This window comes from Azospirillum sp. A23 (assembly GCF_042938965.1).
Lineage (GTDB): Bacteria > Pseudomonadota > Alphaproteobacteria > Azospirillales > Azospirillaceae > Azospirillum > Azospirillum melinis.
The window spans coordinates 647789-661542 of the sequence record NZ_CP170663.1 but is presented as its reverse complement, the minus strand read 5'-3'; the positions used below and the strand labels follow the sequence as shown (position 1 = coordinate 661542).

Below are 13754 nucleotides of genomic sequence, written 5' to 3'. Positions count from 1 at the left end.
CCAGGAGGTGACCATCATGCCGAAGAGACGCTTTTCTTCTTTGCTGGGAGCCGCCGCCGTCCTCGCCCTGGGCTTCGGCCAGGAGGCTGCTGCGGAGGCCGTCGTCGTGGCGTCCAGTGCGCCCGGCTATGTCCAGGGCCAGCTCGTCGCCGACGGGCAGGCGGTCAGGCTTCCCGACGGGGCGAATGCGACGCTGTTGTTCGCCAACGGCCGCCTGCTGCGGCTGCGCGGTCCCTATGACGGCGTTCCCGGGCAAGCGGCGGACGGTGCCGTGTCGGCCCGTGCCGGTCCCGGCGACGACCGTTTCATGCAGAGCGACCTCGGGGCCGCGCGTGCATTGGGAAATCCACTGGATGCGGCGCTGGAGAAGGCGCTGGCCATCGACCCGTCGGCATCCGGCACGCAATGCGTCAAGGCCGGCAGTCCACCCCTCCTGCGGCGCCCGGCTGAGCCGGGACTGGACCGGCTGACGTTGCAGGCCGGCGGGGAACGCGCGGCGGTCGAATGGATGAACGGCAGCCCGGCCCCCTGGCCGCGGAGCCTGCCGCTCGCGGACGGGACGGACATCGGCATGCTGCGGCCGGATGGCACCCCGGTCGGCACCCTGCATGTCCGCATGGTAGAGGCCGCGGGCGGCGCGGCGCTGGCGGTCGGCCTGGCATCGGCCGGCTGCGCCGGGCAGAGCGGTGCCGCGATGGCGTCGCTGCGCGACGCGATGGTGCCGCTCGACGTCTTTCTGTCAGCCGATCCGGCCGGCAATGCCGCCTACCGGCCGGGCGAGGACATCCGCCTGCTGGTGCAGACCGACCGTGACGCCCATCTTTATTGCTATCTGCGCAACGCGCGCGGCCAGCTGATCCCGATCTTCCCGTCCGGTGCCACGATGAGTGCCCGGGTGATGGGCAATGTGCCGATCAGCCTGTCCGGCGACCGCATGCCGTTGCGCGCCGGGGACGCTCCGGCCGATCTGGAGGTGCGCTGCATCGCCACCAGCCGCAATCTGGACGGCGAGATTCCCGGCCGCGATGCCGCCTTCCGTCCCTTGGCCGAGGATGCCGCCGGCCAGCTCGACCGCGCGGTGTCCCGCCTGCGCGAGACGGAGGTGGCCTCCGCCCAGCTGATCCTGAAGGTTCGGTGAGGAGCGGATGGACGGCCCGCCGGCGAACCCCAGGGAAGGGCCGGAGCCTCCCGCCGTCGCGAAACCGGCGGTGCGCGACACGCCGCCGGACCGTCGCGGCTGGTCGCGCCGGTGGCTGCCGGTGGCCGTCATGCTGGCGAGTGCGGTGCTGGCGCTTGCCGCCACGCGGCTGGTGCCGCCGCTGCGCACCGCCGACGAGAGCTTGAGCGACCGGCTGATCGCCGCCGCCGCCCCGGCGCAGCCACAGCATGCGGCCATCGCGCTGGTGCTGTTCGGCGAGGACAGCTTCGCCGGTCTTGCCTGCCGGTCGCCGGTGGATCGCGGCATGCTGGCCGACATCGTCGGCGTGCTGGCGGCGGCCGGGGTCCGCGCCATCGGAATCGACGTGCTGTTCGACCAGCCGAGCCTTCCGGCCCTGGACGAGCGGCTGCGCCGCACCATGCTGGGCGCGCCGGTTCCGGTGGTGGCGATCACCGCCCTGGAGCAGACGCCGCTGACCGAGCGGCAGCGCCGTTTCCTCGACGGGTTCACCGACGGGATGCCGCGCGGCCATGCCAACCTGGCGAAGGACCGGCTGGATGCCGCCGTGCGCTGGCATGTCCCCTTCGGTGGCGACGGCACGCCGAGCCTGCCGGTTCAGCTTGCCCGCCTGGGCGGTGTGTCGGTTGTGCCGGGTGAGCCCTTCCGCATCGACTGGCATGGCCGGCCGGACGGCTCGACCGCCCCGTTCCCGATCTATCCTGCGGAGACTGTCGCCGTTCTGCCGAAAAGCTGGCTGGCCGGGCGGACGGTGCTGGTGGGCACGGCGCTGGCCGGCATCGATCAGCACCGGACGCCGCTGTCGTCGGCCGGTGCGTCGACGCCTGGGGTGGAAATCGAGGCGCATGTGCTGGCCCAGCTTCTCGATGGGCGGAGCAGCCCGCGCCTGCCATTCGCGGGAGAAGCGGCGCTGGCGCTGCTGATGGCGGCGGCCGGGGTGGCGGTGGCGCTGGCGGGATTGCCCTTGTGGCTGGTGGCGGCGGCCGGGCTGCTTGTGCCGGCTGCCGCCTGGACCGGCGCCAATGCGCTGTTCGCGGCGGGCGGGCCGCTGATGCCGCTGGTGGCGCCGTCGTTGGCCTGGGGGGCGGGGCTTGCGGCCATGACCGTGCAGATGTCGCTGCGCGAACGGGCGGACCGGCGCGTCATGATGCAGCTGTTCGCCAACCATGTCTCCCAGCCGGTGGCGGAGGAGATCTGGCGCGAACGCGCGACCTTCATGACCGGCAACCGCCCGCGCCCGCAGCAATTGACTGCCACCGTGCTGTTTTCCGATATCGAGGGATTCACCACCATCTGCGAGGCCCTGGAGCCGGAACCGCTGATCCGCTGGCTGGAGGGCTATCTGGATGCCATGGTCCACATCGTCACCGCCAATGACGGAGTGGTTCTGCGCTTCGTCGGCGATGCGATTCTGGCGGTGTTCGGCGCGCCGGTCGCCCGCAGCGCGCAGGACGAGATCGACGCCGACGCCCGCCGTGCGGTCTGTTGCGCCTTGCAGATGGGCCGGGAACTGGTGGCGTTGAACCGGCGGTGGCAGGCGGAAGGGCTGCCGCCGGTCGGCATCCGGGTCGGCGTGCACACCGGTCCGCTCGTCGCAGGCAGCCTTGGCGGGTTGCGGCACAGCGAATACTCGCTTCTCGGCGACACCGCGAACACCGCCGCCCGGCTGGAGGCCTATGGCAAGCTGGTCGATGCCCGCACCTCGTGCCATTGCCGGGTCATTGTCGGCGATCCGACTTGGCAGGCGGTGCGGCAGGCGGTGCAAGACCGCTGCACGGCGCTGCCGGTGGGGGAGGTGGCGCTGAAGGGCAAGGTGAAGGCGGTGCGGATCTGGCTGCTGATCGACGATGAAGATGCCGATAGCCGTCGGCGATAATCATCAGCATTAATCTTCGATACAGGAAGTAATCACTTCGGCCTGCCACCCCCTCTTTTGCCGGGTTCGGGCCTAAGGGGCGGCTTGGAATGGGTTTGAGCCATGGTATGCTTCCTTCCATCCATGGCGGGCTGCCGGCAATTTCCGAAATCGATTCGAACAGCCATCCGCTATGCGCCGCAAGCTTCGCCGGTGAGCCTACAGGTCGCATGCGACCGACCACAGAGTGCGGCGCCTCTTTGCACGGGTACGGAGGCGGGGATGGTGAAACCGGTCGGACCCTGCCGGACGATGGTCGCGGTGCTGCTCCTGCTCCTGTTGCTGGCGGCTGGGCTGCTGGCGGTCCTGGGCCTCGGCGGGAAAGCGCTTGCGGCCGGTCCGGCCACCACCGGACAGACGCCGGCCGGTGCCGCGGCGGAAAGCCGGTTGGCGCTGGTGATCGGGGTCAGCAACTACCGCAATGCGCCGGAACTGGTGAACCCGCGCAACGATGCGAAAGCCATCGGCGAGGCGTTGCGGGCACTGAACTTCACGGTGGACGAGCAGTACGATCTCGATGCCCGCGGCTTCGCCACCGCCTTGCGCCAGTTCGGCCTGAAGGCCTCGCAGGCCGACGTGGCGGTGATCTTCTATGCCGGGCACGGCATCCAGGTGAACGGCGTCAACTATCTGCTGCCGGCCGACGCCCAGCTGGAACGCGAACGTGATCTGGTCTATGAGGCGATCCCGCTGAACCTGCCGATGGGTGAACTGGCGGGCGCGCGCAAGCTCGGCATCCTCATCCTCGACGCCTGCCGCAACAATCCCTTCGTCGACCGCCTGACCCGCAGCGGGTCGAACCGCAACCAGGCGCATCCCGGTTTCGGCAGCGTCGACGACACGCCGAGCGACACGCTGGTGGCGATGGCGACCCGCGCCGACCAGCTGGCGGAGGACGGCACCGGCGACCACAGTCCCTTCAGCGCGGCGCTGCTCCAGCATCTCCAGACGCCGGGGCTGGAACTGAGCCTGTTCTTCCGCAATGTGCGCGATACGGTGAAGCAGGCCACCAACGGCCGGCAGGAGCCGTTCGTCTACGGGTCGCTGGGGGCGACGCCCTTCTACTTCAACCCGCGCCCGCCCAACCGGCCGCCGGTGCTGGGCGAGTTGCGGGCGCTGACCGTGCTGGATCGTGCCGGCGCGGAGCCGCTGGGGGCCGGCAAGCCGACCGATCCCGACGACGACCAGATGTACGCCCGCGTCACTGGACTGCCACGCGGCGGCACCGTCCGTGTCGGGGAACGCAGCGTGCTGATCGGCGACTATTTGACGGTGGAACAGCTGGCGGCCACCAGCTTCAAGCCCGACGGCAGTTTCCGCGGCGATGCCGGGGCCTTCGAGTTCCTGGTGGCCGACGGGCGCGGCGGCATGACCACCGGTGCCGTCCCCGTGACGATCAAGCCGAGCAACCAGCCCCCGGCAGTGGTGGCGGAGCGCAAGCTGCGCGTCGCCGGCAACCCGATGGGGATCGACGCGCCGTCCGACCCGGACGGCGACCCGCTGACCGTCACCGTCACCGCCGTGCCCGAGCGCGGCAGCGTCCACAATGGGGCGGCCGTGGTGAAGTCGGGCGACCAGCTGACCGTCCAGGCGCTGACCGGCCTGACCTTCGACCCGGAAGCCGCCGCCCCCGGTGCGGCCGGCACCCTGCGCTACAGCGTCGATGATGGGCGCGGCGGCACCGCCACGGCGAGCGTCAACGTGGATATCGCGGCACCCGGCACCGCCCCGGTGGCCGAGCTGGAGGACAGCCTGTGGAAACGCATCCAGTCCAGCAAGGAGCCCGGCGACTATCAGGCCTTCCTGCAACTGTTCGGCAGCGGCAATTACGCCCCGTTGGCCCGCCGCCAGCTTGAGGCGCTGAAGCTCGCCGGCAAACCGGCGGAGCAGCAGCCGAAGGCGGAAGCCAAGCCGGAAGCGGCGATGGGGCCGGGGCTGGAGCCGGCCGAACCCGGACGCTACACCGTCACGGCGGACGGCATCCTGCGGGCGACGCCGGCCAATGGCGGGGCGCGGGTCGGCCGGGTGGCGCGCGGGGCGGCGGTCCAGGTTCTCGGCCGCGTGCCGGAGGGCGGGTGGTACCGCATCGCGCTGGAGGACGGCACGCAGGGTTTCGTCGCCGCGGCGCTGTTGAAGCGTGAAGCGCCTCCGGTGCCGGCACCGGTCCAGGCGACCGCCTCACCGCCCCCGGCCGAGCCGCAGGTGGCGGCGACCGTGCCCCCGGCAGCGACGCCAACTGCACCGTCCACGGCGCCGTCGGTCCCCACGAACGGCACGGCGCGCAATCATGGCTCGGGCAACAGCTTCCAGGACTGTCCGACCTGCCCGGTGCTGGTGCGGGTGCCGGCCGGCAATTTCATGATGGGGAACGACAAGGGCGACCCGTCGGAACGGCCGGTCCACCGCGTCACCATCGCCAAGCCCTTCGCGCTCGGCATGTATGAGGTGACGGTCGGCGAATGGCGCGCCTGCATCCAGGAGGGGGGCTGCACCGACATGCCGCGCATGACGAACCCGACCGATGGAACCCCCGTCCACAATGTGCATTGGCAGGATGCGCAGGCCTATGTGGCATGGCTCAGCCGCAAGACCGGGCAGCGCTATCGCCTGCCGAGCGAGGCGGAATGGGAATTCGCCGCGCGGGCCGGCATCGCCACGCCCTTCTGGTGGGGGGCGGAGGAAGGAAACCACGCCGACTGCGACGATTGCGGCGGTCCGCACGAACATCTGACACCGGCCGCCGCCGGCAGCTACAAGGCCAATCCCTTCGGCCTGCACGACATGAACGGCGGCGTGGCGGAATGGGTCGCCGACTGCTGGAACAAGAACTATCAGGGTGCACCGGCCGACGGCAGCGCCTGGACCCAGGGGAACTGCCGCAAGCGGGTCCTGCGCGGCGGCTCCTGGCGCGACAAGCTGGAAGCCATCAACGGAACGATGCGCAACAGCTACGACGTCGACGTGCGCTATCTCACCAATGGCTTCCGGGTTGCGCGGGACGTCAACTGACGGAGGTCAGCGCTGGACCGTGACCGTGGTCTGGGTCGCCCGGTTGCCCTTGCCGACTGCCGTGTTGGTGGTGGTGTTCACGTTGTTGAACTGCACGCCGCCATGGGCCAGCGCTGCGGGCAGATGCGGCAGCGGACCGGCGCTGCTCATCAGCATGTCGAGCGTCGAAGGTCCGGCGGGCTTGGCGGTTGGAGCGGGAGCCGGAGCGGGGAGCGGGGCCGGTTCGGGCGCCGGTGCCGGGGCGGCGGTCTCCACCGGGCCGGCGCTGCCTGCCGCGGTGCCGTCGCCGAGCTGCTGCTGGCTGATGTTGCCGTCGCCGAAGGCGAAGTTCAGCGCGCTGTTGAAGTTGTTCACGATGAAGGGGGCATCGATGATGGTGAAGCTGGGGTCGACCGGTTGCACCGGCGGCTGACGGCTGGCGGCCAGCGGCTGCCCCTTGTTGAAGCCGGCCAGATAGCCGGCATCGCCGCGGATGCGGGTGATCGCCTGCTGGTTCACGGAAGACCGGCGCACAGATGGGTTGGTGACCATCGCGCCGGGAGGGGCGCCGCGGGGCGTCGGATTCACCGACACCGGCAACCGCGGTGTCTGGGCGAAGGCCTGCGCCATCGCCGCACCGGGGATCGGGCCGGGCGGAAAGGCGATGCCGCCGGTGACCTGGGCCGCGGCCGTCCCGGCGGTCAGCAGCAGGGCGGCGAATGCAGGCAGAAAGACGGTGCGGGACGATATCATCGCTGGCTCCCTCAGTGGCTGACGGCCGGGTGTGGGGAGCATCTTGAGGCTGATCGGAAAAGCGCGCTGTGGCGCGGCTCACAAGCGGCGCCGGATTGGCGTCTCAGCCGCAGGAGCCGGCGATGTCGTCCAGGGCGCCGGTGTCGCGGATGACGATATAGCCGGCGTCCATCTCGATCACGCCGGCACGCTGCCATTCGTTCAGCAGCTTGTTGACGCTCTCGCGCGAGACGCCGACGAGGCAGCCCAGCTGCTGCTGCGACAGCTTGATGTCCAGCCGCAGCCCCTCCGGCCCCGGCTTGCCGAAGGCATCGCCCAGCCTCTTCAGGGCGCGGGCGAAGCGGGAGGGGGCTTCCAGGAAGAGGGTGTCCTCCAGATGCTCGCTGGTCTGGCGCAACCGCTGGCACAGCACGCTGATGATGCGGAAGGCCAAATCCGGCCTTGCCGTCAGCACCGGCATCAGCTGCGACCGGTCCAGCACCAGGAGGTCGGTTTCCTCCAGGGCCACCGCGTCGGCGGTGCGCGGCTCGCCGTCCAGCAGGGCGATCTCGCCGAACAGGCCGCCCTTGTTGATGATGCTCAGCACCAGTTCCTTGCCGTCCATGGAATGACAGCAGATCTTCACCCGGCCGCGGATGACCGCCATCATGCTGTCACCGGGATCGCCCTTCTGGAAGATCATGGCGCCGCGCGCGTGGTGGGACAGCCGCGCGGCGGTCGCCAGACGATGCCTTTCCTCCCGCTCCAGATGCTTGAGCAGGAAATGTCCGGCAAGGACGAGATCCTTGTCGAAATTGATCCGTATCGCGGTCATGGCTGCCTCTTGGCTGAGCTTCGGCTGACGACGCGGGAGGAATGGTACGCCGGCAACCGACCCGACCCCCGCCGTCAAAGGCGGTACGCCGTCGTCGGCGCTTCTGCCCCGTTCGTGCACAGGTGGGATACGAAAAGGGCGACCGGCGTCTGCCGGCCGCCCTTCGATTGCGGGATAGTGCGGTGGATCGTCCTTGGTGGAGGATCTCAGTCGGCTTCTCCGGTTACGCGGCTCGGTGGGGATCAGTCGATGTCCGGATCGTCATCGTCCTCCAGGATCAGGGAGTGGGCCCGATGGTCGAAGGGGAACCCCCGGCGCTCGAGCAGGCTGTGCAGATCGGGCGTGATCGGGCGGGGAAGCCGTTGGATTTCCGCATCGGGAACGACCTCCGACTGCGGGTCGGACGGGGTGGCCGAACAGCGGGTCCGGCCGTTGTGCGTCACGCAGCTCAACGTTCCCGATCCTCGCATGCAGACGGTCTTGCCGTTGACCGTCTGGCAGGAGAGGGAGTCGGCCTGCACCGGGGCCGAAACGGCCAGGACCAGCAGGGCGGGTGCGGCGAGGGCTAGGAGTGTCGGGAGCTTCGGCATCGGTGGCCTCCGGGATTGGAGGGAAAAGAGCGCTCAGCGGCGAAGGCCGGTCAGCGATTGGGCGGCGGTGTTGCCGATCCCGGCGGTGACGTTGGTGCCGACCCCGACATTGGTGCTGACCAGGGGGCCGCGGCCGCTGAAGTTCAGCCCGACCTGCACTCCGCTGCCCTGGATGCCCAGCAGCCTCTGACCGGCGGTGTTGCCGATGCCGGCGGCGACGTTGGTGGCGGTGCCGACATTGGTGCTGACCAGCGGGCTGACGCCGCGGATGGGAGCGCCGCCTCCGCCCTGAAGGAAAACACCCTGCTGCTGTGCCGAATTGCCGATGCCGGCGCCGACATTGGTGGCGTTGCCGACGTTGGTGCTGACCAGTCCGGGCACCGCCATCATCGACGGCATGCCGGGACCGGTCATGGGACCGACGGGCTTGTTTTGCGCCAGGGCGGGAGTGGCGAGCAGCATGGCGGCGAGGGTGCCCAGAACACAGGTGCGGATCATGGCGGGATATCCTTCGGTTGGGGATGGGGTGAGGTGGCGTCCTTGTGGAAAGCTTAAGTGAAGTGCCGGACCGGCTTCTGTGAGTTGCCCCACAACGGCCGGCGGATTTCCCGCTGGAGTGCGGAGCGGGCCTCCGGGGCTGCCGGCGGGCAGAATAATGCTCCGGCCGTTGCCGGCCGGAGCGAGGTCAGGGAGGAAGCCGGGAGGAGAGGGACGGTCAGCGCTGCTTCACCAGGGCGCTCTGTCCGGCGAAGTTGCCGACGCCGGCCGACAGGTTCTGCATGTTGCTGCGGTTGAAGGGGCCGACCAGCCCGCCCGAACGCTGCAGCACCGTGCCGCTCTGCAGGGCGGTGTTGCCGATGCCGGCCGCCGTGTTGCCGACGTTGGCGACGTTACCGCCGCTCAGCAGGCCGCCGCTCCGCTGCATCACCGTCGCCATCTGGCCGGCGTTGTTGCCGATGCCCGCCGCGGTGTTGCCGATGGTGGCCGCCGAACCGCCGTTGAACAGGCCGCCGCTCCGCTGCTTCACGAAGGCTTCCTGGTTGGCCGTGTTGCCGATGCCGGCGGCGAGGTTGGACACGGTGGCGCTGTTCGGGCCGGCGAAGGGACCCTTGGACTTCTGCATGACCAGCGCGCTCTGGTTGGCGGTGTTCCCGATGCCGGCCGCGGTGTTGGAGATGTCGGAGATGTTCTGGGCCATCGCCGGCGCGGCGAACAGGGCGAGCGAAGCGAAGCCGGTCAGCAGGGCGGTGCGGATCATGGTCTGTCTCCTGTTTTCGGGGCCGCGGGGTGCGGCGTGTTGCCGATGGACAGACCCTACCCAAGCGCTTGATTCCCGGATGTGAGCCGCACCACAAACATCGGCGTTTTGTCGATCAGCGCTGTTTTGTGGCGGGATGCGCCTCCTGCCAGTGCGGATGGGTGACATAGGCGGTGAGGGCGCCCTGCGCGTGCGAGCGGATGGTGACGGTTGACCCCTTGGGCATGTAGACGATCTCGCCCGGACCGGCGGTGATCGTGCCGGCGCCGGAGGTGACGGAGATCCGGCCTTCCAGCACCACCATCACGTCGTCGACGGCGATCTGCTCGTCGATGCTCTGGTCTGGTGCGTAACGGCCGTAGCCGATGGTGACAGGCCCACCATGGCGCTGGTCGACTGCATTGCCGACGAACACGTCGGCCTGCTGGCCGGGCGTGCGTTCAAGCTGGATATCGGTGACGGCGAATTTACGGACGGTCATTTGTATTTCCCTGGAATGGTGGGTCCGATCACCCTCAACTAGTATCCAGGGCGCTCCGTCATAAGGCGGCTGCGGTGCAACAGTGTGGTGGGTGGCATTCAGCAATGCGAAGGCGATTGAAGCCGGGGGAATATGCGGAGGTGCGGGCGTTCGCCGCGGTGGCGGAGGCGTGCAGCTTTCGCCGGGCAGCCTCTGAACTGGGGCTGACGCCGTCGACGCTGAGCCACGCGATCCGCGCCTTCGAGGATCGGCTGGGCCTGCGGTTGCTGAACCGCACCACGCGGGCTGTGACGGTGACGGAAGCCGGTGCCAAGCTGTTGCAGGATCTGCGTCCGGCGCTGGCGCTGCTGGACGAGGCCGTCGCCGCGGTCGGCATCCCGGAGGACGCGCCGGTTGGGACCGTCCGGCTTGCGGCACCACGGCTGGCGATCCAGATGCTGGTGGGGCCGGCGATCCGCCGGCTTGCACACGAGTGTCCGCATGTGACGCTGGACGTGCGCACGGTCGAATGGCCGGGCGACCTGACCGACGGGTTCGACCTGGGCATCCAGTATGGCAACGAGGTGGCACAGGACATGGTGGCGGTGGCGCTGACCAAGCCCTTCACCACCGCGGTCGTCGGCTCGCCCGGCTATTTCGCCGACCATCCGGCCCCGTTCCATCCGTCCGATCTGGTGCGTCACCGTTGCATCGGCTGCCTCAGCGGCCCCGGCGGAGCGCTCTATCGCTGGGCCTTCGAGCGCGACGGGGAAACGGTGGTGCTCGACGTCGACGGCACGCTGGTCACCGACGATGCCGACCTGATGCTGGATGCGGCAATCGGCGGCGTCGGCCTGTGGCACGGCATCGATCAGGTCGTGCAGCCGATGATCGACGACGGGCGGTTGCTGAGGGTGCTGGCCGACTGGTCGCCGAGCTTTCCCGGCTTCCACCTCTATTACGCGGCGGGCGCGCCGCTGTCCCCAGCCGTGCGCGCCGTCGTGGATGCGTTGCGGGACAAACGCTGAGCGCCGTCCGGGGCTGGAACGGTCCGGAAGCGCCGCGGGTTTACTCTGCTGCGGTCATCACCCGTGCTGCCGGCTGCGGCAGCTTGCCGGACCGGAAGACCAGGACGGAGAACAGTCCAAGCGAGCCGAGCAGGAGCAGCGCGCTGACCGCGGCGACGGGTTCGAATGCGGCATAGCCGAGATGCAGCGCCGCCACCGCGACCGTGAGGAAGGCGGTGCCGACACTCCAGACGACGATCTGGGTCATCGCAAGACGGCTGGTTTCCAATGCCGGATGCAGGCGGTAAAAGACGCCGAACAGGAACAGCGACACCCAGCCCAGAAGATTGAGGTGCGCATGGGCCGGCATCAGGGTGTGATCCTGCGATGCCGCCATTCCAATGCCCATGCTGAGACCGGCGATTGCGAACAGGCAAGCCACCTTGAAACTTGTGGATGAAGTTTTCATTGCTCTGACTCCGATTTCCTGCCCTGTAAAGGTTCGTGTTCGAACGATGTCAGAGCACGAATCGGGAGTCCATGGAAAATCCACTTATAACCATTCAGATGTCGCAGGCAGTTATTTTAAAAAATCCCGAATATCATCCGGGATACTGCGCTCCATCAAGTTATGGCTCGCCACAACAACTTGTGCCATGGGGCCGGATGGTAAGTAAGCCGATACCGTGAAAAGAGTGCTTGGCAGCACCGGACGATTGCCGGGGTGCGGGTGTTCGGCGACTGCGGTTGGTCCCAATTGCGTGTCCAGCCTGGCGGCGGGCATGGTTCCCTCCGAACGCTGTGCGATACGGGGCGCCATGAAGCGGGTATGGGTCGCCACGACCCTCGGACTGATCATCCTGTTGAATGGTGTGCTCGGCGGCCTGCTCCTGGCGGAGCGCAACGCCGGCGTCCAGTCCATGGTGGATTTGGCCTCGCTCACCACTGCCCACAGTGCCGAACATATGGACGAGGTTCTGGAGATCGCGGACCGTACCATTTCCGTGGTGTCGGAGTTCATGCGGGTTTCCGAACGGATCGCTGACCTCGAAGAGTTCGACATCCATCGCCTTCTGGTCCATCAGCACAGGATCACGCCGATCCTGCGAAGCCTTTTTGTCGTCAAGCCGGACGGGCGCCTGACCTACGACTCCCGCACGCCGCATCCGACCGGCGTGGATCTGCATGACCGCGACTATGTCCAATTTCATTTGCACGGGGGTGCGGACATCCTGTTCATCGGAAAGCCGGTCGTCAGCCGGACCGACGGCCAATGGATGGTGCCGGTCAGCCGCCGGGTCGAGGACCGGTTCGGCCGCCTTGTCGGAATCGTGACCGCAGCGCTCGACCCTGAAATCTTCTCGGCGATGCTGAGGTCATACCCGCTGCCGGAAGGCATGCAGGCGGCGATCGTGTCGCCGTCCGGTTTCGTATTCGGATGCCTGCCCAGCACGGACTGCCTCGGCCGCCCGGCCGGCGACTGGCCGCTGTTCCTCCATCATGAACAGGGTCCGGGAACGACCAACAGCACGACGCGGGGCTCCATCCTGCCGGGCGTGGCCGGTCCCGGCGCCTATCAGGTCAGTCCCCGCTACGGCATCATCGCGGCGGCGAACATCGAAACCCGGGAGGCGATCGGCGGCTGGCTCGGACGCCTGCCGGTCTTTTTCCTGCTGGACCTTGTGCTGAGCGGCGGCGGGGCGGTGCTGTCCGCCACTCTCTACCGTCAGGTCACCCGGCGGCGGCGGGCGATGCTCCAGCTGTCCGAAGCCAACGCCCGGCTGGAGCAGCGTGTGGTGGAGCGCACGGCCGCCCTACAGCGCAGCGAAGAGCGGCTGACCGCCTTCGTCTCCACCGCGCGCGATGCGATGCTGGTGGTGGACGGCTCCGGCACCATCCAGTTTCTCAACCCTGCCGCAACGACCCTGTTCGGATATGCCGCCGAGGATTTGATCGGCCGGACCATCGACCTGCTGCTGCCGTGCCAATTGCGCGACCTTCAGGATCCCGGTCACTTCGCGCCCCACGGACTGGGGGGGCAGGCCGGTGTCCGTGAACTGGTGGCGCGCCATCGCAGCGGCGTGGAGTTTCCGGTCGAACTCACGCTCGGCGCGTCGCACAGCGAGGGAGAGGCGATCTATGTCGGCGTGCTGCGCGACATCCGTGAGCGCAAGCTGCAGGAAGAGAGGCTGTGGGAGCTGGCCAACCTGGATCCGTTGACTGGGCTGCTGAACCGTCGTGCCTTCATGGGACGCGGCGCCGAGTTGCTGGAGGAGGTCTGGCGGCAGGGCCGGCCGGTCAGCGTCCTGATGATCGACGCCGACCATTTCAAATCGATCAACGACGGCTTCGGGCATCAGGCCGGCGACGATGTGCTGCGTATGCTGGCCGACATCCTCCAGGCGGCGGTGCGCGGCGGCGATCTGCTCGGACGGCTGGGCGGCGAGGAATTCGCCATCATCCTGCCGGGCTCCGACGGTTCCGACGCCGACCGCATCGCCGATCGGCTGCTGGCGGACGTCCGTCAGGCGCGGGTGGCCGTGCCGGGCCGTATGCTGGCCATCACCGTCAGCATCGGCATCAGCGTGATGCGGCGGCGCAGCACGCTGGACGACCTGCTGGCGGCGGCGGATCAAGCGCTGTATGCGGCCAAGACCGCGGGGCGGGACCGGCGGGCCATCGCCGCCTGAGGGACTGTACCAGGGTGCTGCACAGGGGTGCCATCTGAGGAGGCAACCTGAAAGTGCAGTCCGAAGCGACGGACGATGCGCATCCTGGTCATCCGGGCGTCA

At 68.6% G+C, this 13754-nt stretch carries 13 protein-coding genes; 5 read left to right on the top strand and 8 right to left on the bottom strand.

Features of this window, described 5'->3' with window-relative positions; genetic code table 11:
- Positions 1–16 precede the first annotated feature (16 nt).
- The 3 genes from ABNQ40_RS02775 to ABNQ40_RS02765 all read left to right on the top strand — a co-directional run bounded on the left by ABNQ40_RS02775 (position 17) and on the right by ABNQ40_RS02765 (position 6101).
- Complete coding sequence (locus ABNQ40_RS02775) at positions 17–1138, top strand: DUF4384 domain-containing protein (RefSeq protein WP_391345482.1); 1122 nt, start codon at positions 17–19, stop codon at positions 1136–1138.
- Between the two features lie 7 nt (positions 1139–1145).
- Positions 1146–3053, top strand: coding sequence for a CHASE2 domain-containing protein (locus ABNQ40_RS02770; protein ID WP_391345480.1), 1908 nt, complete (start codon positions 1146–1148; stop codon positions 3051–3053).
- 261 nt (positions 3054–3314) lie between these two features.
- On the top strand, positions 3315–6101 hold the full coding sequence (locus tag ABNQ40_RS02765) for an SUMF1/EgtB/PvdO family nonheme iron enzyme (RefSeq protein WP_391345478.1): 2787 nt from the start codon (positions 3315–3317) through the stop codon (positions 6099–6101).
- Positions 6102–6107: 6 nt separating this feature from the next.
- Here the strand turns inward: ABNQ40_RS02765 and ABNQ40_RS02760 are convergent, their stop codons facing one another.
- The 6 genes from ABNQ40_RS02760 to ABNQ40_RS02735 all read right to left on the bottom strand — a co-directional run bounded on the left by ABNQ40_RS02760 (position 6108) and on the right by ABNQ40_RS02735 (position 9976).
- On the bottom strand, positions 6108–6833 hold the full coding sequence (locus tag ABNQ40_RS02760) for a hypothetical protein (RefSeq protein WP_391345476.1): 726 nt from the start codon (positions 6831–6833) through the stop codon (positions 6108–6110).
- A 103-nt stretch (positions 6834–6936) separates the two neighbouring features.
- Positions 6937–7647 (bottom strand): Crp/Fnr family transcriptional regulator, encoded by a 711-nt coding sequence (locus ABNQ40_RS02755; protein ID WP_391345474.1) that lies wholly within the window; start codon positions 7645–7647, stop codon positions 6937–6939.
- Positions 7648–7889: 242 nt separating this feature from the next.
- Positions 7890–8237 (bottom strand): hypothetical protein, encoded by a 348-nt coding sequence (locus ABNQ40_RS02750; RefSeq protein ID WP_109050923.1) that lies wholly within the window; start codon positions 8235–8237, stop codon positions 7890–7892.
- Between the two features lie 33 nt (positions 8238–8270).
- Positions 8271–8735, bottom strand: a complete 465-nt coding sequence (locus ABNQ40_RS02745) for a hypothetical protein (protein ID WP_109050922.1) — start codon at positions 8733–8735, stop codon at positions 8271–8273.
- 217 nt (positions 8736–8952) lie between these two features.
- Positions 8953–9495 (bottom strand): hypothetical protein, encoded by a 543-nt coding sequence (locus ABNQ40_RS02740; RefSeq protein ID WP_109050921.1) that lies wholly within the window; start codon positions 9493–9495, stop codon positions 8953–8955.
- Between the two features lie 115 nt (positions 9496–9610).
- Entirely contained in the window at positions 9611–9976 is a 366-nt protein-coding gene (locus ABNQ40_RS02735; RefSeq protein WP_109050920.1) for a cupin domain-containing protein, read from the bottom strand.
- A gap of 140 nt (positions 9977–10116) precedes the next feature.
- Here ABNQ40_RS02735 and ABNQ40_RS02730 point away from each other — a divergent pair, with 140 nt between their 5' ends.
- On the top strand, positions 10117–10983 hold the full coding sequence (locus ABNQ40_RS02730; RefSeq protein ID WP_158285605.1) for a LysR family transcriptional regulator: 867 nt from the start codon (positions 10117–10119) through the stop codon (positions 10981–10983).
- A gap of 40 nt (positions 10984–11023) precedes the next feature.
- On the opposite strand, the gene ABNQ40_RS02725 is transcribed toward ABNQ40_RS02730, so the two are convergent.
- Together ABNQ40_RS02725 and ABNQ40_RS02720 are read right to left on the bottom strand one after the other, a co-directional pair.
- The gene (locus tag ABNQ40_RS02725) at positions 11024–11431 is read right to left on the bottom strand and encodes a hypothetical protein (RefSeq protein WP_109050918.1); all 408 of its coding nucleotides are present in this window, start codon (positions 11429–11431) and stop codon (positions 11024–11026) included.
- Positions 11432–11542: 111 nt separating this feature from the next.
- Positions 11543–11746: a hypothetical protein gene (locus tag ABNQ40_RS02720; RefSeq protein ID WP_146255508.1), complete on the bottom strand. Its 204-nt coding sequence runs from the start codon at positions 11744–11746 to the stop codon at positions 11543–11545.
- A 34-nt stretch (positions 11747–11780) separates the two neighbouring features.
- Between ABNQ40_RS02720 and ABNQ40_RS02715 the strand changes: the two genes are divergently transcribed.
- Positions 11781–13652, top strand: coding sequence for a diguanylate cyclase (locus ABNQ40_RS02715; protein WP_109050917.1), 1872 nt, complete (start codon positions 11781–11783; stop codon positions 13650–13652).
- Positions 13653–13754 lie beyond the last annotated feature (102 nt).